Origin of the sequence: Formosa sp. L2A11 (genome assembly GCF_009796865.1) — a bacterium.
Classification (GTDB): Bacteria; Bacteroidota; Bacteroidia; order Flavobacteriales; family Flavobacteriaceae; genus Formosa.
Window position 1 is genome coordinate 2822782 of record NZ_CP047028.1, and the last position, 25522, is coordinate 2848303.

Annotated in this window: 30 protein-coding genes; 17 read left to right on the top strand and 13 right to left on the bottom strand. The window is 30.9% G+C overall.

Going from position 1 to position 25522, the window contains the following annotated elements:
• Positions 1 to 76 precede the first annotated feature (76 nt).
• The gene (xerD, locus tag GQR95_RS12365) at positions 77 to 973 is read left to right on the top strand and encodes a site-specific tyrosine recombinase XerD (RefSeq protein WP_159023455.1); all 897 of its coding nucleotides are present in this window, start codon (positions 77 to 79) and stop codon (positions 971 to 973) included.
• Between the two features lie 53 nt (positions 974 to 1026).
• Here the strand turns inward: xerD and GQR95_RS12370 are convergent, their stop codons facing one another.
• The gene (locus GQR95_RS12370; RefSeq protein ID WP_159023456.1) at positions 1027 to 2922 is read right to left on the bottom strand and encodes a peptidase M61; all 1896 of its coding nucleotides are present in this window, start codon (positions 2920 to 2922) and stop codon (positions 1027 to 1029) included.
• A 182-nt stretch (positions 2923 to 3104) separates the two neighbouring features.
• Here GQR95_RS12370 and GQR95_RS12375 point away from each other — a divergent pair, with 182 nt between their 5' ends.
• From GQR95_RS12375 to GQR95_RS12390, 4 genes are read left to right on the top strand one after another with little or no spacing between them, the layout of a single operon-like run.
• Complete coding sequence (locus tag GQR95_RS12375; RefSeq protein ID WP_159023457.1) at positions 3105 to 5030, top strand: BatA domain-containing protein; 1926 nt, start codon at positions 3105 to 3107, stop codon at positions 5028 to 5030.
• Complete coding sequence (locus GQR95_RS12380; RefSeq protein ID WP_159023458.1) at positions 5027 to 6286, top strand: dihydroorotase family protein; 1260 nt, start codon at positions 5027 to 5029, stop codon at positions 6284 to 6286. Before GQR95_RS12375 ends, GQR95_RS12380 begins: the two co-directional genes overlap by 4 nt.
• A complete protein-coding gene (locus GQR95_RS12385) occupies positions 6286 to 6612 on the top strand; it encodes a hypothetical protein (RefSeq protein ID WP_159023459.1) in 327 nt (108 codons plus the stop codon). The genes GQR95_RS12380 and GQR95_RS12385 overlap by 1 nt, the downstream gene beginning before the upstream one ends.
• Entirely contained in the window at positions 6613 to 7263 is a 651-nt protein-coding gene (locus GQR95_RS12390) for an alpha/beta hydrolase (protein ID WP_159023460.1), read from the top strand.
• Between the two features lie 105 nt (positions 7264 to 7368).
• Here GQR95_RS12390 and GQR95_RS12395 read toward each other — a convergent pair whose 3' ends face one another.
• Positions 7369 to 7866: a hydrolase gene (locus tag GQR95_RS12395; protein ID WP_159023461.1), complete on the bottom strand. Its 498-nt coding sequence runs from the start codon at positions 7864 to 7866 to the stop codon at positions 7369 to 7371.
• Positions 7866 to 8627: an MBL fold metallo-hydrolase gene (locus GQR95_RS12400; protein WP_159023462.1), complete on the bottom strand. Its 762-nt coding sequence runs from the start codon at positions 8625 to 8627 to the stop codon at positions 7866 to 7868. The genes GQR95_RS12395 and GQR95_RS12400 overlap by 1 nt, the downstream gene beginning before the upstream one ends.
• Positions 8628 to 8728: 101 nt before the next feature.
• Between GQR95_RS12400 and GQR95_RS12405 the strand changes: the two genes are divergently transcribed.
• Positions 8729 to 10180, top strand: a complete 1452-nt coding sequence (locus tag GQR95_RS12405) for a TonB-dependent receptor (protein ID WP_159023463.1) — start codon at positions 8729 to 8731, stop codon at positions 10178 to 10180.
• Between the two features lie 75 nt (positions 10181 to 10255).
• On the opposite strand, the gene GQR95_RS12410 is transcribed toward GQR95_RS12405, so the two are convergent.
• Positions 10256 to 10813 carry a Smr/MutS family protein gene (locus GQR95_RS12410; RefSeq protein WP_159023464.1) on the bottom strand — a complete coding sequence of 186 codons (558 nt, stop codon included), beginning with the start codon at positions 10811 to 10813 and terminating at the stop codon, positions 10256 to 10258.
• A 1-nt stretch (position 10814) separates the two neighbouring features.
• Positions 10815 to 11018 (bottom strand): hypothetical protein, encoded by a 204-nt coding sequence (locus tag GQR95_RS12415; RefSeq protein ID WP_233265924.1) that lies wholly within the window; start codon positions 11016 to 11018, stop codon positions 10815 to 10817.
• Positions 11019 to 11129: 111 nt separating this feature from the next.
• On the opposite strand from GQR95_RS12415, the gene GQR95_RS12420 reads away from it, so the two are divergent.
• Positions 11130 to 11423: a DUF2752 domain-containing protein gene (locus GQR95_RS12420; protein ID WP_199269591.1), complete on the top strand. Its 294-nt coding sequence runs from the start codon at positions 11130 to 11132 to the stop codon at positions 11421 to 11423.
• Between the two features lie 8 nt (positions 11424 to 11431).
• Positions 11432 to 11764, top strand: coding sequence for a CCC motif membrane protein (locus GQR95_RS12425; RefSeq protein WP_159023465.1), 333 nt, complete (start codon positions 11432 to 11434; stop codon positions 11762 to 11764).
• Between the two features lie 87 nt (positions 11765 to 11851).
• Here GQR95_RS12425 and rocD read toward each other — a convergent pair whose 3' ends face one another.
• Positions 11852 to 13096, bottom strand: coding sequence for an ornithine--oxo-acid transaminase (gene rocD / locus GQR95_RS12430; protein ID WP_159023466.1), 1245 nt, complete (start codon positions 13094 to 13096; stop codon positions 11852 to 11854).
• 243 nt (positions 13097 to 13339) lie between these two features.
• Between rocD and rlmD the strand changes: the two genes are divergently transcribed.
• From rlmD to GQR95_RS17000, 4 genes are all read left to right on the top strand, one after another.
• Positions 13340 to 14749, top strand: coding sequence for a 23S rRNA (uracil(1939)-C(5))-methyltransferase RlmD (gene rlmD, locus GQR95_RS12435; RefSeq protein ID WP_159024304.1), 1410 nt, complete (start codon positions 13340 to 13342; stop codon positions 14747 to 14749).
• A 7-nt stretch (positions 14750 to 14756) separates the two neighbouring features.
• A complete protein-coding gene (locus GQR95_RS12440; RefSeq protein ID WP_159023467.1) occupies positions 14757 to 15296 on the top strand; it encodes a DUF6452 family protein in 540 nt (179 codons plus the stop codon).
• A 37-nt stretch (positions 15297 to 15333) separates the two neighbouring features.
• A complete protein-coding gene (locus GQR95_RS12445) occupies positions 15334 to 15993 on the top strand; it encodes a DUF6048 family protein (RefSeq protein ID WP_233265925.1) in 660 nt (219 codons plus the stop codon).
• A 395-nt stretch (positions 15994 to 16388) separates the two neighbouring features.
• Positions 16389 to 16667: a YSC84-related protein gene (locus GQR95_RS17000; protein WP_305038392.1), complete on the top strand. Its 279-nt coding sequence runs from the start codon at positions 16389 to 16391 to the stop codon at positions 16665 to 16667.
• A 34-nt stretch (positions 16668 to 16701) separates the two neighbouring features.
• Here the strand turns inward: GQR95_RS17000 and GQR95_RS12455 are convergent, their stop codons facing one another.
• Positions 16702 to 17859: a class I SAM-dependent RNA methyltransferase gene (locus tag GQR95_RS12455; RefSeq protein ID WP_159023469.1), complete on the bottom strand. Its 1158-nt coding sequence runs from the start codon at positions 17857 to 17859 to the stop codon at positions 16702 to 16704.
• Between the two features lie 58 nt (positions 17860 to 17917).
• Here GQR95_RS12455 and GQR95_RS12460 point away from each other — a divergent pair, with 58 nt between their 5' ends.
• The 3 genes from GQR95_RS12460 to GQR95_RS12470 are packed head-to-tail and all read left to right on the top strand — an operon-like array spanning position 17918 to position 19755.
• A complete protein-coding gene (locus tag GQR95_RS12460) occupies positions 17918 to 18649 on the top strand; it encodes a bifunctional 2-polyprenyl-6-hydroxyphenol methylase/3-demethylubiquinol 3-O-methyltransferase UbiG (protein ID WP_159023470.1) in 732 nt (243 codons plus the stop codon).
• Complete coding sequence (locus tag GQR95_RS12465; protein ID WP_159023471.1) at positions 18649 to 19323, top strand: ZIP family metal transporter; 675 nt, start codon at positions 18649 to 18651, stop codon at positions 19321 to 19323. Before GQR95_RS12460 ends, GQR95_RS12465 begins: the two co-directional genes overlap by 1 nt.
• Before the next feature lie 3 nt (positions 19324 to 19326).
• The gene (locus tag GQR95_RS12470; RefSeq protein WP_159023472.1) at positions 19327 to 19755 is read left to right on the top strand and encodes a DUF4268 domain-containing protein; all 429 of its coding nucleotides are present in this window, start codon (positions 19327 to 19329) and stop codon (positions 19753 to 19755) included.
• On the opposite strand, the gene GQR95_RS12475 is transcribed toward GQR95_RS12470, so the two are convergent.
• Positions 19752 to 20378 carry a hemolysin III family protein gene (locus GQR95_RS12475; protein WP_159023473.1) on the bottom strand — a complete coding sequence of 209 codons (627 nt, stop codon included), beginning with the start codon at positions 20376 to 20378 and terminating at the stop codon, positions 19752 to 19754. The two genes, GQR95_RS12470 and GQR95_RS12475, sit on opposite strands and share 4 nt — an antisense overlap.
• Complete coding sequence (locus GQR95_RS12480) at positions 20375 to 21058, bottom strand: DUF4294 domain-containing protein (RefSeq protein ID WP_159023474.1); 684 nt, start codon at positions 21056 to 21058, stop codon at positions 20375 to 20377. Before GQR95_RS12480 ends, GQR95_RS12475 begins: the two co-directional genes overlap by 4 nt.
• A gap of 101 nt (positions 21059 to 21159) precedes the next feature.
• Here GQR95_RS12480 and GQR95_RS12485 point away from each other — a divergent pair, with 101 nt between their 5' ends.
• Positions 21160 to 22248, top strand: coding sequence for a M42 family metallopeptidase (locus tag GQR95_RS12485; protein ID WP_159023475.1), 1089 nt, complete (start codon positions 21160 to 21162; stop codon positions 22246 to 22248).
• 47 nt (positions 22249 to 22295) lie between these two features.
• Positions 22296 to 22844 carry an NUDIX domain-containing protein gene (locus GQR95_RS12490; RefSeq protein ID WP_159023476.1) on the top strand — a complete coding sequence of 183 codons (549 nt, stop codon included), beginning with the start codon at positions 22296 to 22298 and terminating at the stop codon, positions 22842 to 22844.
• Here GQR95_RS12490 and GQR95_RS12495 read toward each other — a convergent pair.
• The 4 genes from GQR95_RS12495 to GQR95_RS12510 all read right to left on the bottom strand — a co-directional run bounded on the left by GQR95_RS12495 (position 22825) and on the right by GQR95_RS12510 (position 25463).
• The gene (locus GQR95_RS12495) at positions 22825 to 23508 is read right to left on the bottom strand and encodes a hypothetical protein (protein WP_159023477.1); all 684 of its coding nucleotides are present in this window, start codon (positions 23506 to 23508) and stop codon (positions 22825 to 22827) included. The genes GQR95_RS12490 and GQR95_RS12495 overlap by 20 nt on opposite strands.
• A 170-nt stretch (positions 23509 to 23678) precedes the next feature.
• The gene (locus GQR95_RS12500; protein WP_159023478.1) at positions 23679 to 24122 is read right to left on the bottom strand and encodes a hypothetical protein; all 444 of its coding nucleotides are present in this window, start codon (positions 24120 to 24122) and stop codon (positions 23679 to 23681) included.
• Positions 24123 to 24261: 139 nt separating this feature from the next.
• Positions 24262 to 25215: an IS3 family transposase gene (locus GQR95_RS12505; RefSeq protein WP_159024305.1), complete on the bottom strand. Its 954-nt coding sequence runs from the start codon at positions 25213 to 25215 to the stop codon at positions 24262 to 24264.
• Positions 25152 to 25463, bottom strand: coding sequence for a transposase (locus GQR95_RS12510; protein WP_159022877.1), 312 nt, complete (start codon positions 25461 to 25463; stop codon positions 25152 to 25154). The genes GQR95_RS12505 and GQR95_RS12510 overlap by 64 nt, the downstream gene beginning before the upstream one ends.
• Positions 25464 to 25522: the final 59 nt, after the last annotated feature.

Below are 25522 nucleotides of genomic sequence, written 5' to 3' on the forward strand. Positions count from 1 at the left end.
AATTTAAGATTAATTAACAATAAAAATTATGATATTTATATATAAATAATTTAAAAAAAATGTCTTATTTTATAGTATGAAATGGGAAAATGCACTTAAAGATTATAGCTTATTTTTGAAAATTGAGCGTGGGTTATCAACAAATTCGGTAAATAGCTATGCTTTAGACGTTAAGAAACTAATAACTTTCTTAGAAAAAAGTGAAATATGTAAATCTCCCATTACTATAAATTCAGATTTAATTCAAAAATTTATTTACGAATCTGCTAAAAATCTGAACGAAAGGTCTCAAGCAAGACTTATTTCTGGCCTTAGAAGCTTTTTTGACTATCTAATTTTTGAAGATTACAGACCAGATAATCCTTTAGAGTTGATAGAGTCGCCTAAAATTGGACGAAAATTACCAGATACTTTAAGCGAAGAAGATATAGATAATTTAATTGGAGCTATAGATTTATCTTCTAATGAAGGTGAACGAAACCGGGCCATTTTAGAAACACTTTATAGCTGCGGATTGCGTGTAAGCGAATTAACGAACTTAAAAATTTCTGACTTATACTTTGACGAAGGTTTTATAAACGTGACAGGAAAAGGAGATAAACAGCGTTTTGTGCCCATAGTTCCATCTACTATTAGATACATAAACATCTATTTAAAAGAAATTCGTCCGCATTTAAACATTCAATCCGGTCATGAAGACACTGTGTTTTTAAATAGACGCGGTAAACAACTTACACGTGCCATGATTTTTACCATAATAAAACAGTTGGCTGTAAAAATAGATTTAAATAAAAAAATATCTCCACATACCTTTAGACACTCCTTTGCGACACATTTACTTCAGAATAATGCCGATTTAAGATCTATTCAGTTATTGTTAGGTCATGAAAGTATTACCACTACCGAGATTTATGTGCATTTAGACAAGAAACATCTTGCCGAAGTGGTAGAAAAATTTCATCCTAGAAAATAAAAAAGGTCCAGATGCGAACATCTAGACCTTTTAAATCCTTTATTTATATTTTTTTAATTCTTTAACCATGCTTCACGCAACGCGTTTTGTTGTGCTGTAGCATCTGGATTTTGTTTTAATACTTTTCCTGTGGTATACGATTTTGTTAATTTAGTTTTAATAACAACTTCTTCTCCATTTCTGTCTAAAACAACTTCTATATCATCTCCAGGTTGCATAGTAATCATTTTTTGAAGCATATCGTTTGCATTCACAACAGTCATTTCTTCGCCATTAACACTTTTAATAACATCGTTTGGTAACACACCTTGTTCGTTCCAGAAACTATTATCTTTAACTAAATCGCTAAAAAATATAGTTCTTTTTACAGGATCTCCTCCAAGAATTAAGTTTCCGTTATTTAATAAATAGTTAGTTTCAACTTTACCATCTCCTTCAACCAAACCTACTTTATTAAAGTAAACATTATAATCTATTGGAGTCGTTCCTTCTACGTGCTTTTTAAGAAATTCACCAATAGAAGGATAAGTAATTGCAGTAATTTCATCAATAATTGTATCGTCATCAAACGGTTTGTTATTACCGTATTTCATAGATAATTCTTTCATTAAAGATAAAACACTACGCTGTCCGTTACTTTCTTCTCTCATAATAATATCAATACACATACCTATTAATGCTCCTTTTTGGTATACATTATAATAGTTAGAAGCGTAAGGTTCGTCTATTACATTTTCACTCATTTCAGTAAAACTCATAGTATCGTCCATACGTAACGACATATTTATTTTATCTACTAATTTAGAATAAAATGCAGGTTCGTCTATTAACCCTTGATTGACTTGAAATAAAGTTGCAAAATATTCTGTTATGCCTTCATACATCCATAAATGTTTAGAGAATGTAGGTTTATTATAATCGAAATATTGAACATCTCCAGAATGCACACTTAAAGGTGTTACAATATGGAAGAATTCGTGAGACACCACATCTATCATGCTTTCGTCTAAAGATTCGTCAGTTTCAGATTCTTGTAATACAACTACTGTAGATGTATTGTGCTCTAAAGCTCCAAAGCCTTTTGGCTGATCTTCTCCTTCTCCGGCTAAATATAAAAAGATATCGTAACGTGGTGTGGTATTAATATCTCCTAAAAATGCTTTTTGTGCTTGCATCATTTTTTCCATTGTAGCACGTAATTTCTTTGCAGTATGTGCTTTTGTTGGAGAATACACGCTTAAAACAATTTTAATATCTCCTACTTGAAATTCTTCTACATCTAAATCCCCATACATCATTGGGTTATCTGTAATATCAAAATATCTGGGTGCAACATAACTTGTCGTTACAACTTTACCATCTTCGCTTGTCGTTTCGTTAACTTTTTGTAATGCAGACGAACGTTTAAAAGACTTTGGCGATTGGATATCTAAAGTATACTGGTTATTCTTTAATGAATCGAAATAACCAATAAATCCATGTAAATTTAATACATAATTATTAGGCTCTATATTTGTTCCTGATGGAGAGAAAGGCTGCTCCCCTCCTATTCCTCCAACTTCTTCAATATCGAATGTATCATTAACATAATACGTAATGTAATCTAAATTCTCTGCGTTGGCGATGGTCCAAGAATTTACATCTATTTTATTCGTAGGAATTTCTACACCTTCGTAATTAAAAGCTTTAAAACTGTCTATATATTTTCCAAAATCACTAATAGCATAAGTTCCTTGCACAACACGAGGTAACCTGTAAGTCACTGTATCTTGAGTAAAACGACCTGGATTTATTAACACGGGAGCTTTGTCGTCTACAACTTTAGTAAGATTAATAGATGTAGCAATGGGTGTGGATAAAGCTGCTTCTGTATTAGACACCTTTTTTGTGGAGCCACAACCTACAAGTACAATACTTGCAAAGGCTAAAGCTAAAAATTGATTTTTCATAAACTTTTGTTTGGTTTTTCTTATTTGTGCTCCAAATTTACAATCTGTTACAAAAAACGGATATAACATTTTGTTAAAAAAAATATTTTAGAATTTATAATATTTTAAGTTTTTCACTGAATTTTAAAATTTTGCTATTAAATCTGTAAGCAATTATTATCTTTGACAAACATATTTTAGGAATGCAGTTTAAACACCCCGAACTTCTTTACGCTCTATTTTTATTACTTATTCCTATTATTATTCACTTATTTCAGCTTCGTCGCTTTAAAACAGAAGCCTTTACCAACGTTGCAATTTTAAAAACAGTATCGCAACAAACCCGAAAAAGTTCTCAATTAAAAAAATGGTTAACTTTATTTACACGCTTGCTGCTTTTAGCCTGTGTTATTTTAGCTTTTGCACAACCATTTACTACCAATACAAACATACAAGAAGCACCAAAAGAAACTGTTATTTTTTTAGACAACTCTTTTAGTTTAGAACAAAAAGGACCGCAAGGCGATTTGTTAAAACGCGCTGTACAAGACTTAATTTCTGAAGTAGGTTTTAATAAAACAATAACCTTAGTTACTCACAATGCTATTTACAAAAACACCACTTTAAAAGCCATAAAAAACGAGTTGCTACAATTATCTTATGCTGCAAATCCGTTATCGTATCAGGCTGCTTTACTAAAAAGTGAATCTGTATTTAATAAAACCTCTAAACAGAAAAGACAACTTATATTTATTTCAGATTTTCAGCAATTAAAGGCTCCTTTTATGCCTAAAACAGATAGTTTAACCCAATTAAACTTAGTTAAACTACAACCTATAAATACAAATAACATTGCTTTAGATAGTGTATATATTTCTAAAAACAGTCTATTACAAACAGAATTAACTTTATCGTTAAAAAACTATGGCGCTCCTGTAGAAAATCTCTCGATTGCCTTACATAACAACGATAAATTAATAGCAAAATCTGCGGTTACAATTACCGATAAAGCCAATACTCAATTTACAATTTCTAGTAAAGACATTGTTAATGGAAACTTTAGCATTGAAGATTCTGGTTTGCAATTCGATAATACGCTATACTTTAATATTAATACACCATCTAAAATTAATGTGTTAAGCATTTCTGAAGCCGACAATACCTTTTTAAGAAAAATATATACCGAAGACGAGTTTAAATTCACTTCCGTTTCTGCAAAACAATTAGACTATAATATAATTGAAGAACAACACACCATTGTTTTAAACGAATTAAAAGACATGCCTGCTACCTTAATTAATATTCTAAAATCGTTTACAGATCAAGGTGGTAATTTAATTATTATTCCTGCAGCCCAACCTAATATTAACGCTTATAATACATTATTAACTAACTACAATACAACTTTTAAATCTCATATTAATTCAGAAAAACGCATTACTAGCATTAACTATTCTCATCCCATTTATAAGGATGATGTTTTTGAAAAACAAGTTCAAAATTTTCAATACCCAAAAGTGAATCAGTATTATGTGTTAAACGGGAATTCAGGAAGTTCGGCTTTAAGCTTTGAAGATGGTAAACCTTTTTTAACGCAACTATCAAATGTTTTTCTTTTTACTTCTCCTCTAAATTCAGAGGTTTCTAATTTTAAAAGCTGGGCTCTAATTGTACCTTCTTTTTATAAAATGGCAGTGAGTAGTTTAAAACAGCCTAAATTATATTACACCATTGGAGAACAAAATAATTTTGATGTAGATGTTACCTTAAATCAAGACGATATTATTTCAATAGAAAATAAGAACAGTCAGTTTATTCCGCAGCAGCAATATTTTAATAATAAAGTAAACGTAACCACGCAAGACAGACCACAAACTTCTGGAATTTATAATATAAAAGATAAACTAAAAACAATTAAAAACATCAGTTATAACTACAATCGCGAAGAAAGTAATTTAGAATATCAAGATATTTCTACGCTTAAAAATGTAACTATCAGCAATTCAATTCCGAGTCTTTTCGAAACCTTAAAAAGTAATACAAAAATTAATGAGCTATGGAAATGGTTTACTATTTTTGCACTGGCCTTTTTGATTATTGAAATGCTCATCTTAAAATTTTTTAAATGAACGTACTTATAAAATCTGCAACTATTATTGACACTAAAAGTGAGTTTCATAATCAAACTCTCGATATTTTAGTAGAAAAAGGTAGTATTTCCAAAATTGGAACTTCCTTAGAAAACCCAAATAACTACGACCAAATTGAACTTAAAAATTTACACGTTTCTCAAGGTTGGTTTGATAGCAGTGTAAGCTTTGGCGAACCGGGTTTGGAAGAACGCGAAACCATTGCTAACGGATTAAAAACGGCAGCTTATTCTGGTTTCACAACTGTGGCATTAAATGCAAACAGCCATCCGGTAATAGACACCAATAGCGATATTACTTTTGTAACGAGTAGGGCATCTAACAACGCTGTAAGCGTATTACCTATTGGTGCATTAACACGAGAAAGTAATGGTGTAGATTTAGCCGAATTGTACGATATGAAAAGTGCAGGTGCAGTTGCTTATTACGATTATCAGAAACCAATTTCTAATGCTAATCTTATGAAAATTGCTTTGCAATATGCTAGTAATTTTGACGGATTAGTGTGCTCCTTTCCTCAAGATAATAAAATTGCAGGAAAAGGCGTAATGAACGAACATATTACAAGTACGTCTTTAGGTTTAAAAGGAATTCCTAATTTAGCTGAAGAATTACAAGTCGCTCGCGATTTATTTTTGTTAGAATATACTGGAGGTAAACTTCATATTCCAACCATTTCAACAGCGAAATCTGTAGCCTTAATTAGAGACGCAAAACAAAGAAAATTAGATGTAACATGTAGTGTTGCTATTCATAATTTATTTTTTGAAGACAGCGTATTAAAAGAGTTTAATACACATTATAAAGTATTACCTCCTTTAAGGATTAAAAGCGATATAGACGCTTTAATTACAGGGATAAAAGATGGTACTATAGATATGGTTACAAGCGACCATAATCCATTAAATATTGAAGAAAAGAAAGTAGAATTTGATCATGCTACTTATGGTACTATTGGATTAGAAAGTGCATTTGGTGCTTTACAAACATTATTTTCTTTAAAAAAATCTGTAGATATTTTAACCAAAGGAAAACAACGTTTTGGAACAGATAGTAATCCTATAAATATTGGAAACACAGCAAATTTAACGTTGTTTAATCCAGATAAAAAATTCACTTTTACAAGAGAAAATATTATCTCTAAATCTAAAAATGCCATTTTTGAAGGTGAAGACTTAAAAGGAAAAGTTTACGGTATTCTTAATAACAACCAATTAGTATTAAACACAAAATAATGATGAAACAAACCATTAATGAAGGTAAAAATTTAGCCGTAATTAGTTACTTAACTTTTGTAGGGTTAATTATTGCCATTATAATGAATCTTGAAAAGCGTAATACATTTACCTCTTTCCATATTAGACAAATGTTAGGATTAGTAATTATGGTACTTGTTTCTAATATGATAGAAAAATATTTAAACAGTTGGTTAGGGACATTATGTTGGTTTGCCTCGGCTGCCGGATGGTTATATGCTTTTTATCATGTAATTATTGGACAACAGAAACCTATTCCTTTTATAGGTGAATATTTTCAAGAATGGTTTAGAAACGTTAGATAGATGAAAGACTTAAGTTTATATCATATTACAAGACCTTCTACATTGAAGGAAAACGCGCCACTTTTAATCATGTTACATGGTTATGGAAGTGACGAAAACGATTTGTTTTCATTTGCATCAGAATTACCTGAAGACCTTTACATTATTTCTGTGCGTGCGCCTTTTGCTATGCAACCTTCAGGAAATGCTTGGTATGCCATTAATTTTGATGATGTGAATGGAAAATGGAGTGACGACGATCAAGCCAGAACGTCTAGAGATTTAATTTCTAAATTTATAGATGAAGCTGTAGAAAATTATCCTGTAAATAAAGATAATGTAACCCTTTTAGGCTTTAGCCAAGGTAGTATATTAAGTTATGCAGTAGCTTTAACGTATCCTGAACAAGTAAACAATATTATTGCTTTAAGTGGTTATGTGAATTCTGAAATTATACCAGCAAATCATAACACAGAAGATTACGAACATTTAAGCTTTTTCTGTTCTCATGGTAGCGTAGATCAAGTAATCCCTATAGAATGGGCTAGAAAAACACCAGGAATTTTAGACGACTTACATATTAAACATGAATACCACGAGTATCCTGTTGGTCATGGTGTAGCACCACAAAATTTTTACGATTTAAAAGCGTGGTTATCTAAATTAGTTTAATCACAATACAACACAAAAAAAAGTGTCGCAAATCAGATTTAAAAATGATTCTCGACACTTTTTTTATGCTTAAAATATTACATTAAACATGTAAGTATAATTAATTTACTGAAGCGGATATAATAAAGAATCTATGACATTAAAAGTTACTTCGTTCTGATTAATTACTTCATATTTTATAAGAAGTTCTCCCCAAAAAATACCATCAGAAAAATCTGTAATAATCCATTTATGATTTAGTATTTTAATAGAATTAATTAGCATGGCTCTGCCTTCGTTTGCTGCATACGGAATTAAAGGGTTCCCTCCTTTTACATTTTTACTGTAAATTTCGTCTTTAATAAAAGGAATTAAAGCATCGACATCTAAATTATCATTTTCGAAATAAGTAATTGCATCTTCATTATTTTCAATATTAAAATGAGATAATTCAAACACCTTATCTTGTAATACAGCTATAGAGTCTGTTAAGGTTTCAACTTTGGCTTTACTTTTTTCAATAGTTCTAATATCATCTTCAAAAACATGCTTAGCATTTACATATTGAAATAAAATAAGAAGTAATGAAAAGATAAACAGGTACATAAAAATTCTCTGCTTCATTATATAGTTATTTGGAGGTTATCATAAGCTAAAAACACATGTTCTGGTAAATCTTTTTCTACAGCTTCATGGAAACCAAGTAAATGACTTATATGTGTTAAATAGGCTTTTTCAGGTTGTACTTTATTAATAAATTCTAGAGCTTCTTCTAAATTAAAATGAGAAATATGTGGCTCGATTCTTAATGCATTTACCACTAAAACTTTCACGCCTTTTAATTTTTCAATTTCAGAATCTGCTACCGTTTTCATATCGGTTAAATAAGCAAAATCTTTAAATCTAAATCCGAAAACTTGCAATTTATTATGCATACCATTTATAGGCATAACATCTAAATTTTTAAGTTTAAAGCCTGTGTTAGTAATTTCATGAGCAGTTACACTTGGTGCCCCTGGATATTTATTTACGGTTGTAAAGATATAATCAAAACGAATAGCTAAAGATTTTAGCACGCGTTTATGTGCATAAATATCTATATCGCCCTGGCGAAAGAAAAACGGTCTAATATCGTCTAAACCCGCAGTATGATCTGCATGTTCGTGTGTAAATAAAATACCGTCTATTTTATCTACAACATTTGTAAGCATTTGCTGTCTAAAATCTGGACCGCAATCTATCACGTAACTAAAGTTATCCCATTCTATTAAGACCGACACACGAAGCCGTTTATCTTTAGAATCCTGACTTAAACAAACGGGGTGATTACTACCTATAATGGGAACGCCTTGAGATGTTCCTGTGCCTAAAAAAGTGATTTTCAAAACTGTTAAAGATTTACTACAAAAATAGACTTATTTTTTTGTTTAGTAGGCTAATTTAATACCTTTGTAAGAGATACATTTATTCTAATCTACATTTATACATGGAAATCACCCTGATAGGAGACAAAAAGATTGAAGACATACCTTCGTTAAAAACGAAAGCGCTTCGAATCAATTTAAATGAGAACATTTATGGTACGTTTGCGGAAATTGGGGCCGGTCAAGAAACTGTTCGACACTTTTTTAGAGCAGGTGGTGCTTCCGGAACTATAGCAAAAGCTATGTCTGCTTATGATAAATCTTTTAGTGATGCTGTTTACGGAGTCGAAAAAGATGGTAGATATGTGACTGAGGCGCGTTTAATGAAAATGCTTAATCACGAAATTAAATTGATTGAAGAACGTATTACGCGTGATAAACACCCGAATAAAATGTTCTTCTCTTTTGCAAACACGGTAACAACTATAGATTTTGCAAAACAATTTAAAGGTCATGGATGGGTTGGACTGCGTTATCAAGTCGCTCCAGATCAAGATTATAACGAAATCACATTACACCTTAGATTTAAAGAAACAGATGCCAGATTACAACAAGAAACGCTTGGTGTATTAGGTACAAACCTTATTTATGGTGCATTTTATAAATATAACGAGCCTAAAAAATTATTACGTTATTTATACGACCACTTAGATAAAGACCAAATTGAAATTGATACTATTAATTTCTCTGGACCTATTTTTGAAAATGTAGATAACCGATTAATGAGCCTACAATTGGTGAAAAATGGCATGACAGATGCCGTAATGTTCGATCCAGATGGAAACAACGTTTTACCAGCTCGTGTATTATACAAGAAAAACATTTTAGCGTTACGTGGTAGTTATAGACCGGTAACAAAAGTAAACATGGATTTATTTCATAAATCTTACGACATGTTTATTAAAGAAAATAAGGTTGACGAAAATAATACAAAGGTTATTTTTGAGATTACATTATCGAACTTACGTGCAGAAGGAGAAATTGATGAACAGGATTTCTTAGACCGTGCGAAACTATTATGTTCTTTAGGACAAACGGTATTAATTTCTAATTTCCAAGAGTATTATAAATTAGTAGAATACTTCTCTCAATATTCTAAAAACCGCATGGGATTAGCTATGGGGGTTAATAATCTAATCGATATATTCGATGAAAAATACTACCGTCATTTAAGTGGTGGTATATTAGAAGCTTTTGGTAAATTATTCTTTAAAGATCTTCGTGTGTATCTGTATCCAATGACAGATGAAAACGGAAATTTAACAGATAGTGAAAACTTAAAAGTACATCCACGTATGAAAGAATTATATAAATTCTTTAAATACAATGGTAAAGTGGTTGATATTACGGATTACGATCCTACTATTCTTTCTGTATTTTCTAGAGAAGTACTTAAAAAAATTGCAACTAACGAACCCGGATGGGAAACCATGCTACCAGAAGGTATTGCAAACCTAATTAAACAAAAACATTTATTTAGTTGTGCACCTACCAATGTTATAGACAAAAAATAAAATTAATATCTAGTATAAAAAAAGCGACCACATTATTAATAATGTGGTCGCTTTTTATTGTAACAAATTTAAGTATTACTTAACATTCTGAAAGATATAAACCTCTGTCGCTCCTACTCCATATTTCTGATAATTGGCATCGTAAAATTTTACATTATCGTAGTGATTAAATAAGTATTCTAATTCCATTTTAAGCACACCTTCTCCTACGCCATGAATAAACACAACTTTCTGAATTCTGTTTTTTATAGCAAACTCTAACTTAAATTTAGCGGTATCTAATTGTAACGTTAACATATCGTAATTACCCATATTTTTAGTCGATTTTGCCAGATTATGGATATGTAAATCGACTTCCATAGTGGGTTCAAAACGTTCTTTAGGTTTTATTTTAACAGATTTTCTAGGCTTATATTCTTCCTTTTCTGAGATAACTTGACTTAATGAACTTTCTCTAAAAATCTGAGAATCTAACTGCGGATCTGTCTTTATTTTAATAAGTTCCTGTGCTTCAAAATTCAACATAAATCCATCATCCGTTTCTACAGAAACGGTAGTACCATCAACTTTTATAATAGTTCCAGACATATCTTCATCTAAAACAGATACGGTATCTCCTTTTTTAAAACTCATATTATTCATCTTCATTAATAAAATTATCGTCTTTATCTTTTTTACTTGGAATAGTTTGCGAAATTTTAAACACACCAAAAAGCAAGCTACAAATACCTAAAATTAAAAGGTAAGGGTTTTCTGCGTTATCTACCTTTGCGTACATGGCTATAAGAATTCCGAAGATAATTAATATATAATTTAAGGTTTGGGACGATTTCATCATTTTAGTTTCTAATTAAAATCAAAATTACGATTTTATATAAAGTAGTTTATATAATCTTCTATATAAATGCATTGTTATAATACTATATTTGCATCATTAAATTTAATACTTATGTTTTCTATTGACGATTACATGCTTCCTTGTTTAACAAAAAAATTCTTAGGCTTCGATTGTTTAGGCTGTGGTTTGCAGCGCTCTATTGCTTTAATTTTAAATGGCGATTTTATTGCTGCTTTTAAAATGTATCCTGCCATTTACACCATTATTATTTTTTCTGCTTTTATAGTTGTCAATATATTCAAATCGTTTAAACACCAAGAAACTATTAAAAAATGGCTTATTATTACTAATATTGCTATTATTGTAATTAGTTATATCATTAAACTATCAACCACAAACCTTTAGTAAAAATTATGGAAAGAAATTATTTAAAAACAACACCTATTTACGTATTATCAATTTTAGGACTTATGTGTTGTTGTTTTGCTGGTCTAGGAGTTATTCCTGCTGGTATTGCCTTTTATATGGCGCATAACAGTTTGAAAGATGTAGAACTTAATCCTGAAAATTATGATAATATTGAAGGGATGAATACTGCAAAAACCATAGCTATGATTATCTTAATTATAAACGGAATTTTTCTTTTATATTGTATTTATAGTATTGCAACTACAGATTGGAATGTAATGACTGAACAAATTCAGGAAATACAAAGAGGTATTGAAGCAGGCCAAAATGAAGTTTAAAGAACGTTAAATACGTTCTTATTAAATATAAAAAAAGCGATTCTTAATTAAGAATCGCTTTTTTAGGTTTATAACTATTTTGAAAATCTATTTTTCAAATTGTTTTAAAGTTTTAATTATAATAGAAACACAATCTAACAGTTGTTCTTTATTCATAACTAAAGGCGGAGCAAAACGGATAATGTTACCATGTGTTGGTTTTGCTAATAAACCATTATCACGAAGTGCTAAGCAAATATTCCAAGCGGTTTCGCTATTTTCGTCTTCATTAATTACAATAGCATTTAATAAGCCTTTACCTCTTACTAATTTTGCAATAGAACTTACTTCTATATATTTATTTAACTCACTTCTAAATAACTGACCAAGAGTTTCTGCATTTTTGGCTAACTTTTCGTCTGTAACCACATTAAGAGCAGCAATAGCTACAGCAGCAGCAATTGGGTTTCCTCCAAATGTACTTCCGTGGTTTCCTGGCTTAATAACGTCCATAACAACGTTGTCTGATAAAACAGCACTTACAGGATAAGCACCACCACTTAATGCTTTACCAAGAATTAATAAGTCTGGTTTTACATTTTCATGATTTACTGCTAATAACTGTCCCGTTCTGGCAATACCCGTTTGTACTTCATCTGCAATAAATAAAACATTATATTTTTCGCACAACGCTTTTGCTTTAGACAAATAACCTTCGCTAGGCACATAAACACCAGCTTCTCCCTGAATAGGTTCTACTAAAAAGCCAGCAACGTTAGGATTATTTTTTAATGCAGCCTCTAATTCTTTTAAATTATCGTATTCTATTTTAATAAATCCGTTTGTAAAAGGACCAAAGTTTTCGCGAGCTATAGGATCGTTAGAAAAAGAAATAATTGTTGTGGTACGACCGTGAAAGTTATTTTCACACACAATAATTTCTGCTTCATTTTCTTCAACACCTTTTACTTCGTAAGCCCATTTTCTACATAATTTCAAAGCAGTTTCTACAGCTTCTGCACCAGTATTCATGGGTAATAATTTATCGAAACCAAAATATTCGCAAGCAAATTTTTCGTATTTCCCTAACATGTCATTATAAAATGCACGAGATGTTAATGTTAATTGTTGTGCTTGCTCAATCATTGCTCCTACAATTTTTGGGTGACAATGTCCTTGGTTTACCGCAGAATAAGCCGATAAAAAATCGTAATACTTCTTGCCATCAACGTCCCAAACAAAAACGCCTTCTCCTTTGGTTAGTACAACAGGTAACGGATGATAATTGTGCGCACCATACTGGTTTTCTAAGTCAATTGCTTGCTCCGAAGTTAATTGGTCTAAAACAGCCATCTTAATATATTTTAAATTGATAATTTGCTATTCCTACCTTGTCCCTAATTAATAATGAAATTTGAGATGGAGAGAAATCATCCATTAAACTGTCTGCAAATTACTAAATATAAAAAGCGGATTAAAATAATATGTTAGATTTTTAAATGCTTTATGCATAATAATCATTTAAAAATGCAATTCGTTTCTAAAAAATATGTGAAGACGTATAAACAAAAGCTAAAAACACCTTATTTTTGCGCCATGTCTAGAAGAAATAGAAAACAAGTTTTTACAAATATAGAAGTCCTTGATGCAGGAGCAAAAGGGAAAACCATCGCAAAATCTCCAGAGGGAGCAGTTATTTTTTTACCAAATGCAGTACCTGGCGATGTCGTAGATATTCAAACATATAAAAAACGTAAAGCCTATTACGAAGGTAAAGCTACTGTTTTTCATAAATTGTCTGACAAACGTACAACTCCAGCTTGCGAGCATTTTGGTGTTTGTGGAGGTTGTAAATGGCAGGATATGGATTATAAATGGCAACTTTTTTATAAGCAAAAAGAAGTTGAAAACAATTTACGCCGTTTAGGCCATATAGAATTACCAGAGGTTACTCCTATTTTAGGTTCTGCAGAACAATATTTCTACAGAAATAAAATGGAATTTTCTTTTAGTGATAGCCGTTGGTTAACATTAGAAGAAATTCAGTCTGACGAAGATTTAGGAGATAAAAATGCATTAGGTTTTCATATTCCAGGCATGTGGGATAAAATCTTAGATATTGATAAATGTCATTTACAAGCAGATCCTTCAAATGCGATTAGAAATGCTGTAAAAGCGTTCGCTATAGAAAACGATTTGGAATTTTTTAATACAAGAAACCAAACCGGATTACTACGTACGTTAATGATTCGTACAGCATCTACAGGAGAATTAATGATTCTTATTCAATTCTTTAAAGAAGATAAAGAGAAACGTGAATTATTACTAAATTACCTTGCAGAAACCTTTCCTGAAATTACATCTTTATTATATGTAATAAATGGAAAAGCAAACGATACAATTTACGATCAGGAGATTTTATGTTTTAATGGTCGCGATCATATCTTTGAAGAAATGGAAGGCTTAAAATTTAAGATTAATGCCAAATCTTTCTATCAAACAAACTCAGATCAAGCATACGAATTATATAAAGTAGCTCGCGATTTTGCTGGATTAACAGGAGAAGAATTAGTTTACGATTTATATACAGGTACAGGAACCATTGCTCAGTTTGTCGCAAAACAAGCAAAAAAGGTAGTTGGTGTAGAAGCTGTTCCTGATGCTATTTTAGCTGCAAAAGAAAATGCAAAAGCGAACAATATAGAGAATGTAGATTTCTATGTTGGAGACATGAAAAATGTATTTAACACACAATTTATAGAAACTCACGGTCATCCAGATGTTATTATTACAGATCCACCACGAGATGGAATGCATAAAGATGTGGTAGAAATGTTATTAAATGTTTCTCCAGAAAAAATTGTATATGTAAGCTGTAATAGTGCCACTCAAGCTAGAGATTTAGCGTTAATGGATGCTGTTTATAAAGTAACTAAAGTACGAGCTGTAGATATGTTTCCGCAAACGCATCACGTAGAAAATGTTGTACTTTTAGAAAAAAGATAAATCATTTATGAAATATTCATTTATAATTATTCTTTTACTAGCCTTCTGTTTTTTAGGATGTGAAAGAGATGATATTTGTTCTAACGATACTGAGACAACGCCAAAATTAATTATTAGGTTTTACGATGTAACGAATCCTAATGCAGACGAATCTTTAGATGTTACCAATTTGGTAGTACAAGGTGTAGGCAATGACGAAGTGTTATCAGACTACAATATTGTAGCCACAGATTCTATTGCTATTCCGCTTAAAACCACAGATACGATTACACAATATTCGCTTTACGAGGAATACATTTTAGATGATAATGATACGCCAGACGATGATAGCGATGATACTGTAACCGGTAACGAAGATATTATTACTATTACTTATAATGTAGAAGAAGTATATGTATCTCGTGCTTGTGGCTATAAAACGGTGTATAATAATGTAAGTATAAATTTAGAATCAGATAGTGATAATTGGATACAATTAATACAATCTGTGGACGATAACCAATCTGTAGAAGATGAAACTGAACAACATTTTAAATTTTATCATTAGTACTAGTTTTTGTTTTTTTCTTTTTAGTGCCAATGTTATGGCGCAAAATGATAGTATAAAACAAGCAACTATAGATTCAATTAAAATAAAAGAAAAATACGGTTTACGTATTGGTGTAGATTTAAGTAAGCTTGTAACAACGGCCTTTGATGATGATTATGAAGGGTTTGAAATTACAGGAGATTACAGACTTTCTAAAAACTTATACATCGCCGGAGAATTTGGTAATGAAAATAAAAATACGAACACAGAGTTTTACGACGCTACCACTAAAGGATCTTATTTTAAAGCAGGTATAGATTATAATGCCTACCAAAACTGGTTAGACATGAAAAACATGATTTATAGTGGTTTTAGAATTGGAGCAAGTACATTTAACCAAACATTAAATAGTTATACTGTGTATACTGAAGATCAATATTGGACACCTCAATACTCCTCTTCAGATGCAATTGAGCAAGATGGTTTGAACGCTGTATGGGCAGAATTGATAGGAGGTTTAAAAGTTGAAATACTTACAAATTTATATATTGGAGCTCATATAGAATTTAAAATGTTACTTTCTCAAAGCGAACCAGATAATTTTGAAAACCTTTACATTCCGGGGTATTATAAAACTTATGATAGTGTAGATATTGGTTTTGGTTATGGTTATTCTATTACCTACCTAATACCATTGTATAAAAAGGATAAATAACACGATTTTAAATTGCTTTTATAAGCCCTAATTTTAATGCATAAAGCTTAAAATTAGGGCTTAATATTTTTACATATTTGTATTTTACTTAATTTTAAAGAAGCTATTAATAATTGAAATTGAAGAATCATGACACATTTAAAAAAATTAATACTTGTTTTTACTATTGGGCTTATTGGCTTAACAACTACGGCACAAAGTGAAAAAGATAAATCTATAATAAAGACGCAGCAACAGCAAAAGAAACACTTATTAAAGCGAATCCTGATTTAAAAAAACTCTTTAGAAAATCTGCTGGATATGTTATTTTTCCCAATGTAGGTAAAGGCGCTCTTATTATAGGCGGCGCTTCAGGAAATGGTGTACTTTATAAAAAAAGAGGCTCTAAATTAGGTATGGCTAGTTTAAAAAAAGTAAATATCGGACTTCAAGCTGGTGGAGAAGCTATTATTGAAGTTATTTTCTTTGAAACAAAGACTGAATTAGAAGCGTTTAAAAAAGGTAAATTTAAGTTTGATGCTGGAGCTTCTGCAACAGCAATTAAATCAGGAGAATCTTTTAATGCTAAATATTCTGAAGGTGTTGCCGTATTTACAAAAACCAAGGGTGGTTTAATGGCCGATATTTCTGTAGGCGGACAAAAATTTAAATTTAAAGCGTTTAAAAAAGATTAAACGCCTTATCTAAAAGTTATTAAAAAGCAAGTGGTTACACTTGCTTTTTTGCTTTCTTACTACCTTCATACATCACATATTTTACAAAACGTGATTCTAATTTGGCATTAAAAAGTTTTATTTTTCTTGAAGGTCTTAAACCAACACACTTTAAAGCTTCTAAATTAGACGTAATTAACCAAGCATCTGTTCCTGGGTAGTTTTGCTTCAGCGTATCTCCTATACTTCCGTAAAATTCTTCCATTTCAATATTTAAACGTTCACCATAAGGCGGATTAAATAACATGTGTAATTTCTCGTTTCCAGATTTTCTAGTTTTAAAGAAATCTTCATGTTTTACAGAAATAAATTCTTCTAAATGTGCATTCTTCACATTTTCTATGGCTTTTGTTACCGCAGAAGGCGATTTATCGTAACCCATAATTTTATGATGAAAATCACGTGTTTTAGATAATAGAGATGTTTCAATTTTTTCAAATAGCTCTACATCCCAATCTTCCCAACGTTCAAACGCAAATTCTTTACGCATTAAGTTTGGCGGTATATTACAAGCAATCATAGCCGCTTCAACTAAAATAGTTCCAGAACCACACATGGGATCCATAAAATCTGTTTGTCCATCCCAACCAGAATGCATAATTAATCCTGCAGCCAAAACTTCGTTTATAGGTGCAATATTTGTTGCTGTTTTATAACCACGTTTATGTAAAGAATCTCCAGAACTGTCTAAAGAAATAGTACATTTTTCTCTATCTATGTGAATATTAACCTTTAAATCAGGAAATTTTAAATCTACATTTGGTCTTACACCAGTTGTATTTCTAAATTTATCTACAATGGCATCTTTAGTTTTCTGTGCTATATATAAGGAATGCGTAAACACAGTAGAATTAACAGTAGCATCTATTGCTAGAGTTCCTGTAGGTTTTAAATAATTCTCCCATTGCATTTTATAGACATTATCGTAAATGTCTTGTTCTGTAACCACACGAAATGTACGTATTGGTTTTAATATTTTAATAGCCGTTCTTAACCCTAAGTTTGCTTTATACATAAAGCCCTTATCTCCAACAAAACTTACGTTTCTTACACCCACTTCAACGTCTAGTGCACCTAACTGAGTTAATTCTTTTGCTAATAATTCTTCAAAGCCAAATAAGGTTTTGGCAACCATTTTAAAATTATTCTCCATTATTTACTTTAAATAGAACACAAAAATACAGTATTTTTGCACCCTACATAGTTTAGAAATGATAAAAGATAACACAACATGGTATGTATCGTGGTTTGACTCCCCTTTTTACCACATATTATACAAAAATAGAGACGACCGTGAAGCACATGTATTCATGGATGCGTTAACAGAATATTTAAATATTGCTGAAGATGGCAAAATTTTAGACCTAGCTTGCGGAAAAGGAAGACATTCTATTTATTTAAATTCTTTAGGATATAACGTTATTGGAGCAGATTTATCTGAGAACAGTATAAATTACGCAAAACAGTTTGAAAATGATACGCTTCAATTTGAAGTTCATGATATGCGTACAACGTTTACAGAAACGTTTGATGCCGTATTTAATCTATTCACTAGTTTTGGTTATTTTGATAAAGACGAAGACAATTTAAATACCATAAAGGCAATTAAAAAAGATTTAAACGAATATGGTATTGGAGTTATAGATTTTATGAATCCAGATTATGTTATTGCTAATTTGGTACCTGAAGAAACAAAAGTTGTAGACAATATAACATTCTATTTAAAACGTTATGTTGAAGACGGACATATTATAAAAGACATCTCTTTTAATACAGATGGTAAAGATTACAACTATCAAGAACGTGTTAGAGCTTTTACTTTAAAAGATTTCGAAGCGCTTTTTGAAGCTGCCAATGTACACTTAATTGAAGTATTTGGTAATTATAAATTACAGAAATTTGATGTAAACACATCAGAAAGATTAGTTATGCTTTTTAAATAATGAATTCGTACTTACTTCCTATTATTGCCGTTATATTAGGTATTGCTCTTGCTCTTTTAAGTAAATCAAAACCTACAATAAACACTAAATTATTATTGTCGTTTAGTGGTGCATTTTTATTAGCTTTAACCTTGTTTGAGTTGTTGCCAGAAGTCTATAATCACTTAGAATCTAAACAAACCGGATTGTTTATCATGTTAGGAATTCTGTTACAAATTGTACTCGAATTCTTTTCTAAGGGCGCAGAACATGGCCATGTACATATACATAAACACGATACCAGATTTCCGTGGTTGTTGTTTATTAGTTTATGTATTCATAGTTTTTTAGAAGGCTTCCCAATACACCAACATAACGATATGGTTTACGGTGTTTTAATTCATAAAATTCCAATTGCAGCCTTAATCACAACCTTTTTAATTCAATCGCATTACAATAAAAAACAATCTACTGTATTCCTTTTAGTGTTCATGATTATGACACCTTTAGGAACCTTTATATCAAACCATTTAACATTAGTAGAAAGTTATATTCCATATATTAATGCCATTGTAATCGGGATCTTTTTTCATATCTCTACAACTATTTTGTTTGAAAGTAACGAAGATCATAAATTCAATTTAACAAAGCTAATTTCTATTTTTGCAGGAGTTGCCATTGCTTACGCCGTATAAATTATGTTTAGTAAAGAAGAATCAAGACAATTACGAGAATTATTTTGGACTAGTTTCGGGAAATCCTTTCCTAGAAAATGGGTGTTATATAATACAAAAATTAAAGGCTTTAGTTTTAAGTTTTATTTTGATACTAAAAGCGCCTATGTTACTTTAGATGTTGAAGAAGACCTTGAAAACAGAATTAAACATTGGGAAAAATTAGAATCTTTAAAGTCTATTTTAAAAGACGATTATTTGCCTAATGCTATTTTTGAAGAAGAGTTTTTATTAGATAACGAGAAAGAAATTTCAAGAATTTATGTGCCTCTAGATCAAAAAGTATCTATTCATAATAAAAATACATGGCAAGATGTTATGGCATTTTTTAATGATAAGATGTCTAAATTCGAATCGTTTTTCGAGGATTACGAAGACATTTTAAAGGATTAAATTACATATAAAAAGATCATAAAGAAATGGCAAATGGCGCCTGCTAATACAAATAAGTGCCAAATAACGTGATTGTACGGGATTTTTTCAAATACAAAGAAAATAATACCAACGGTATAAAATACACCTCCTGCAACCAATAAAGACACGCCTTGGCTACCAATTACTTGAACTAAATTACTAAAATCGAAAACAATAAGCCAACCCATTATTAGATATAATAACGTTGAAAATAATTCGAATTTACCTGTAAAGAACAATTTTAAAATAAGTCCGAAAGCAGCAATACCCCAAACTACCCAAAATAAATCCCAACCTAAACTATCTTTTAAAGCAATTAAAAGCACTGGAGAATACGTCCCTGCGATGAGTAAATAAATACTAATATGGTCTAAAATGCGTAAATAATGTTTTTGATTTTCTTTAGTTACCGAATGGTATAATGCAGAAGCAGAAAACAAAACAATAACAGATATTCCATAAATAACAACACTAAACGTAGTCCATGCTGTATTTTGTTCGTTATAATATAAAAGCAATCCTAAACCTATAATTCCCAATACCGCTCCAAAAGCATGAGTAATGGTGTTTAGTCGCTCTTCTAAAGGCGATTGTATTTTCATTTTTTAAGATGTTTTAAACGACCTGACCATTTATGTTCTGCTTCATAAAAATCGAAATCTAATACAGAATTCTGACGCTCTAATCTTCCGTTCTGGAAACAACGTTGCAAAATATCTTCAATAAAATAATCTTCTTTAGATGCAATTGGGTCAAACTCTTCTTTTAAAGAAATATCGAATAATTTAGCCGTATTATTAAACCAAAAAGCACGCCAACCACTACGTAAATCTTTTATTAAATCGAAGGTTGTAATTCCTGTTTGTCTGTGAATAAGCTTCACTAAAATTTGTCCTTCGGTTCTCGTCATTTTTTTTAGTTCGGCAGTAAACTCATCTTCTAAATAATGCTGTACTTGCTTAGTATATCTTTTTTTATCACTTTTACGATCTAATTTATCTAATCGTAATTTTAAAGCCTGTAAACGGTCTGCTGCCATTTTAGCATACGGATAGACTTTCATCGTTTTTCTACGCAAAATAATATATTGCACATGCTCTTTTCTGTTTACAAACTCAATTTTGTTAAGAATTAACACTTCATCTAAATCTATACTTTTATGAAAAATTGAATCTCCTTCAACTTTAATATAAATATCCTGAAGTATATCTTCTTCTGTCTCATTAATTTGAGACCAAACAAGAAGCGGACAAAAGAGTAGAATGTATAATAGTATTTTCATAAAATATTGTAGCAAAAAAACTATTCCAAAATTAATAATTTACATTGCTTATAACATTAAAATCGCATTAATATTATTATTTTTATGCAAAACTATTACAAATGGCAAAGAAGAGTATATTAAATAAAAAATCGTTAGACTTTTTAGAAACATATTTAAATAATGCAGCGCCTACAGGATACGAATGGACTGGGCAAAAGCTGTGGATGGATTATTTAAAACCTTATGTAGACGAATTTATTACGGATACTTATGGAACAGCTGTTGGTGTTATAAATCCAGATGCACCTTATAAGGTTGTTATTGAAGGACATGCCGATGAAATTTCTTGGTATGTAAATTATATATCGGATAACGGATTAATTTATGTGATAAGAAATGGTGGTAGTGATCACCAAATTGCACCTAGTAAGATGGTTAATATTCACACTAAAAACGGGATTGTAAAAGGGGTTTTTGGTTGGCCAGCTATTCATACTAGAGATAGAGCAAATGAAGAAACGCCTAAACCAAATAACATTACCATAGACGTTGGAGCTAAAGATAAAGCAGAAGTTGAAAAAATGGGTGTTCATGTGGGTTGTGTAATTACATATCCAGACGAATTTCATGTTTTAAACGGTGATAAATTTGTTTGTCGTGCTTTAGACAATAGAATGGGTGGATTTATGATTGCTGAAGTGGCGCGTTTATTGAAAGAAAACAAGAAAACGCTTCCTTTTGGTTTATACATTACAAATTCTGTACAAGAAGAAATTGGACTTCGTGGTGCTGAAATGATTACACAAACAATAAAACCTAATGTGGCTATTGTTACCGATGTAACTCACGATACAACTACTCCTATGATTGACAAAAAGAAAGAAGGTCATTTAGAGTTAGGTTTAGGACCAGTTATCGCTTACGCACCAGCGGTACAACAAAAATTAAGAGATTTAATTACAGATACTGCAGAAAAAAACGCAATTCCTTTTCAGCGTTCAGCCTTATCTAGAGCAACAGGAACAGATACAGATGCCTTTGCATACAGTAATGGAGGTGTTGCCTCTGCCCTAATCTCTTTACCACTTCGTTACATGCATACTACTGTAGAAATGGTACATCGTGATGACGTTGAAAATGTAATTAAATTAATTTACGAGTCTCTTTTAAAAATTGAAGACGGAGAAACATTTAGTTATTTTAAATAAAATTAATTCAGCCTCAGATTATTCTGAGGCTTTTTTTTCTTAAAATTATGGACGAAATAATAGACATTGTAACCAAAGATTATAAACCTACAGGAAAAACAGCTTTAAAATCTGAAATTCATACTAAAGGCTATTTTCATAATACAGCACATATTTGGTTATATACCACTAAAGGAGAAATTTTATTAGCACAACGCAGTTATAAAAAAGCGATTTGCCCAGGAATTTGGGATATCTCGGTAGCAGGACATGTAGATGCTGGAGAAACTATTGAAGCAGCTGCCTTACGAGAAACTAAAGAAGAACTTAGTTTAACATTACAAGAATCTGATTTAAAGAAAATTGGTGTTTTTGACTGTTTCCAGAGTTATGATTCTGGTATTAAAGACAATGAATTTCATCATACTTATATTGCAGAATTAAAACAAGATATAAGCACACTAACACCTCAAAAAGAAGAAGTTGAAGCCATACAATTAGTTACTTTTAATAAGTTTAAAGACCTTTTAGCCAATAGTGAAAATAACGACTATTTTGTACCTTCTAATAAAGCATATTATTTACAGGTTTTAAAAGCTATTCAAGAAAATGTATAGCATTTAATTTTGATTTTAAAAATGATGGTTTCGGATCATTTTTATGCATTTTAACACCGGCTACAATTTCTGTTAGACGTGTATTCTCGAAAACTAGAAAATCTTCTAAATTATCTTTTATTACCTGATTTTTAATTCCAAACCAAATGCAAATTAAAGAGGTTAGTAATATGTCTCCAATAAAAAATTTGCCTTTATTTAAAACAACAGCAACGCCCATAAAGAACCATAAACAGAGTAGAATGGCTAATTCAGAAGTAAATTCATTAATACTTTCTGAAGCAATTATAGAAACCATTTTATTTAAGTCTGATTGAGAATCTTTTACATTTAATTCCTTTAAAATGTGAGAATCATCGTATTTTGAGTAGGTAGAAACATTAAAATATTTTTGAACTCTTAACTCCCAGCGCTTAGTTCGTGTATCTTCAGATTGCCAAAATTTTGAAGCCTCCTCACAAACCCTAACAAAACTCATTTCCTCATTAATAAATTGTCGGCTTTGTTCAGATAAATAATCGCGATCTAAAACTATTGGAAATAATTGATTTTTATTATAATCGTGTACACTATCACTAGATATACTTTCATGGTCTAGGCCAGTATTAGCTAAAATAGTATGAGAGAAAACTATACTTAAAAGGCATATTACAAAAATCTTCATTCTGTTGATATTTAGGAGGTTTTGAAGTATGCATCAAAATTAACTACCAAATAGACAAAATGTATCCGTTTTAAAATTAAGTTAAAAAAAACTGTCCTATTGCATTATTTAAATACAGAATAAGACAGTTTAAAAATTATTACAATTGAACTTAGTTTATATAAAGTGTACTAATTTTTTCTTTTTAAAATACTATTTGCTTTTCTATTAATACCTGAATCTGCTTTTTTTAAAGACGAAGTCGTTATTACAGTATTAATTTTATAAGTTGTTAAATTTGAACCGCTATTTAACCAATCTTCCATTCTAGTTTTACCTTTAGATTGATTGATCACTCTTAAAGTTACTGATACATTTTCTAGACAATTTACAACTTCTGCAATTTCACTATTACTTAATCGATCTCGATACATCATAAAAACAGCTTCTGCAGAACGTATATGTTCATAATCATAACGATCTCCTCCTCTTAAGGTTTCTCCCGTATAACAATCTGTATAAAGCGCAATACCATCGCCTCCTCTAATTAAAGCAGTCTTATGCATTTGGGCTTTGACTTTGGTGAATAGCAGGTCTATTTCTGTACGGTGGTATGGACGGTTTGGGTTTTGCATTGTCTATGGTTATTCTCAAATAGTTCAATTAAAATTTAATCCATTTTAATAAATTTACCAAAAACCCAACCAGTTTGGCCATTACCTCTTGTTTTGACCCCTATAAAACAAGAGTAATCTTTTAAATTTCGATTATTGCTTAAGCTGTTAATTTTTTCATTAAAATGAGGTGTTTATCAGCGTCCCATTTTTCCATTGGTGTAATTCGTCCTAAGAGCCCATGTAGCCTAGTATTATTATAAAAAGTCACATACCTTTTTAAGATTTGTTCAATTTGCCCAAAATATCGATAATCAACTTTTTGAAAAATTTCTTTTTTTAGTATTCCATGATAGGCTTCTATATGCGCATTTTCTTCTGGTGTGGCTATATGTGTAAATTCTTGCTGAACCCCAATTAGCCCAAGATATTCACGTACATTATTTGCAATAAACTGGCTACCGTTGTCACTTCTAATAACAACATTATTAGGGTATTGGTATTCTGCAAACAACTCTGATAAAAACGCTATCACCTTATCCTGTTTAATAGAAAAATAGTCTTTTAATATTCTACGAGTATGTACGTCTATGATGGATAATAAATAAGCGTTTTTACCCACACTAGGAACCCATACCGTCTTTATATCCATCTCTAAACATTCCATTGGTCTAGAGGTGTTTACTTTTCTGAATTTTACAAATTTACGCCCAGAACCACTTCTGTTTATCCGATTCTCTAGTTTTAGCATGCCCTGTTCTTTCATAATTCTATAGAGCTTTTTATGATTAATCACGTATGCTTCTTTTTTCAAGTAAGAAGTCATTAATCGGTAACCACAATCTATAAATTCATGACTTAAAATCTCTTTTATAGAAGCAATAACAGCGTCTTGATTAACCCAGCCTCTAGATTTATGATAGGTGAGCTTACTAGGAGTATTACCTTTTTTTCCGAAACTTGGAGTACGGTAATAGCTACTATGAACCATCCCTACCATATTAATTATGTTGGTTTTACTAATTTTATGTTTACTATAAATAGCATTTACTAAATCTTTCTTGGATCGGACGTCCCAAACTTTTTTTTTAAAAGTTCCCGTTGTACTTCCAATTCAATTTCCTTGTTGCTTAGAAGCTTACGTAGTATTCTATTTTCTTCTTCTGCCTGTTTATGTTCTTTACTTTTAGTATCATAAGTGACTTTTAAGCCGGCTTCTCCTTGGCTCTCATGTTTCTTCTTCCAACTATAAAAAGTACCCGTACTAACTCCGTATTTACGACAGGTTTCTACGATACCTATCGCTTCTGAACTGGAGAGAATTTCTAACTTCTGATCTAAGGTCCATTTCTTATATTTCATATCTCAAATATATTAATTTTGAAATTTAAAATATCACTCCGATCTTATTGGGGGCTAAA

What these genes read in the sequence shown, in the direction of transcription:
- GQR95_RS12380 (WP_159023458.1), top strand. Translation starts at nt 5,027, where the DNA reads ATGAACGTACTTATAAAATCTGCAACTATTATTGACACTAAAAGTGAG.
- GQR95_RS12475 (WP_159023473.1), bottom strand. Translation starts at nt 20,378, where the DNA reads ATGAAAATACAATCGCCTTTAGAAGAGCGACTAAACACCATTACTCAT.
- GQR95_RS17000 (WP_305038392.1), top strand. Translation starts at nt 16,389, where the DNA reads ATGGCTAGTTTAAAAAAAGTAAATATCGGACTTCAAGCTGGTGGAGAA.
- rlmD (WP_159024304.1), top strand. Translation starts at nt 13,340, where the DNA reads ATGTCTAGAAGAAATAGAAAACAAGTTTTTACAAATATAGAAGTCCTT.
- GQR95_RS12480 (WP_159023474.1), bottom strand. Translation starts at nt 21,058, where the DNA reads ATGAAAATACTATTATACATTCTACTCTTTTGTCCGCTTCTTGTTTGG.
- GQR95_RS12485 (WP_159023475.1), top strand. Translation starts at nt 21,160, where the DNA reads ATGGCAAAGAAGAGTATATTAAATAAAAAATCGTTAGACTTTTTAGAA.
- GQR95_RS12490 (WP_159023476.1), top strand. Translation starts at nt 22,296, where the DNA reads ATGGACGAAATAATAGACATTGTAACCAAAGATTATAAACCTACAGGA.
- GQR95_RS12445 (WP_233265925.1), top strand. Translation starts at nt 15,334, where the DNA reads ATGGCGCAAAATGATAGTATAAAACAAGCAACTATAGATTCAATTAAA.
- GQR95_RS12500 (WP_159023478.1), bottom strand. Translation starts at nt 24,122, where the DNA reads ATGCAAAACCCAAACCGTCCATACCACCGTACAGAAATAGACCTGCTA.
- GQR95_RS12410 (WP_159023464.1), bottom strand. Translation starts at nt 10,813, where the DNA reads ATGAGTTTTAAAAAAGGAGATACCGTATCTGTTTTAGATGAAGATATG.
- rocD (WP_159023466.1), bottom strand. Translation starts at nt 13,096, where the DNA reads ATGGCTGTTTTAGACCAATTAACTTCGGAGCAAGCAATTGACTTAGAA.
- GQR95_RS12415 (WP_233265924.1), bottom strand. Translation starts at nt 11,018, where the DNA reads ATGATGAAATCGTCCCAAACCTTAAATTATATATTAATTATCTTCGGA.
- GQR95_RS12375 (WP_159023457.1), top strand. Translation starts at nt 3,105, where the DNA reads ATGCAGTTTAAACACCCCGAACTTCTTTACGCTCTATTTTTATTACTT.
- GQR95_RS12420 (WP_199269591.1), top strand. Translation starts at nt 11,130, where the DNA reads ATGTTTTCTATTGACGATTACATGCTTCCTTGTTTAACAAAAAAATTC.
- GQR95_RS12440 (WP_159023467.1), top strand. Translation starts at nt 14,757, where the DNA reads ATGAAATATTCATTTATAATTATTCTTTTACTAGCCTTCTGTTTTTTA.
- GQR95_RS12495 (WP_159023477.1), bottom strand. Translation starts at nt 23,508, where the DNA reads ATGAAGATTTTTGTAATATGCCTTTTAAGTATAGTTTTCTCTCATACT.
- GQR95_RS12385 (WP_159023459.1), top strand. Translation starts at nt 6,286, where the DNA reads ATGATGAAACAAACCATTAATGAAGGTAAAAATTTAGCCGTAATTAGT.
- GQR95_RS12465 (WP_159023471.1), top strand. Translation starts at nt 18,649, where the DNA reads ATGAATTCGTACTTACTTCCTATTATTGCCGTTATATTAGGTATTGCT.
- GQR95_RS12455 (WP_159023469.1), bottom strand. Translation starts at nt 17,859, where the DNA reads ATGGAGAATAATTTTAAAATGGTTGCCAAAACCTTATTTGGCTTTGAA.
- GQR95_RS12510 (WP_159022877.1), bottom strand. Translation starts at nt 25,463, where the DNA reads ATGAAATATAAGAAATGGACCTTAGATCAGAAGTTAGAAATTCTCTCC.
- GQR95_RS12395 (WP_159023461.1), bottom strand. Translation starts at nt 7,866, where the DNA reads ATGAAGCAGAGAATTTTTATGTACCTGTTTATCTTTTCATTACTTCTT.
- GQR95_RS12405 (WP_159023463.1), top strand. Translation starts at nt 8,729, where the DNA reads ATGGAAATCACCCTGATAGGAGACAAAAAGATTGAAGACATACCTTCG.
- GQR95_RS12470 (WP_159023472.1), top strand. Translation starts at nt 19,327, where the DNA reads ATGTTTAGTAAAGAAGAATCAAGACAATTACGAGAATTATTTTGGACT.
- xerD (WP_159023455.1), top strand. Translation starts at nt 77, where the DNA reads ATGAAATGGGAAAATGCACTTAAAGATTATAGCTTATTTTTGAAAATT.
- GQR95_RS12425 (WP_159023465.1), top strand. Translation starts at nt 11,432, where the DNA reads ATGGAAAGAAATTATTTAAAAACAACACCTATTTACGTATTATCAATT.
- GQR95_RS12370 (WP_159023456.1), bottom strand. Translation starts at nt 2,922, where the DNA reads ATGAAAAATCAATTTTTAGCTTTAGCCTTTGCAAGTATTGTACTTGTA.
- GQR95_RS12460 (WP_159023470.1), top strand. Translation starts at nt 17,918, where the DNA reads ATGATAAAAGATAACACAACATGGTATGTATCGTGGTTTGACTCCCCT.
- GQR95_RS12390 (WP_159023460.1), top strand. Translation starts at nt 6,613, where the DNA reads ATGAAAGACTTAAGTTTATATCATATTACAAGACCTTCTACATTGAAG.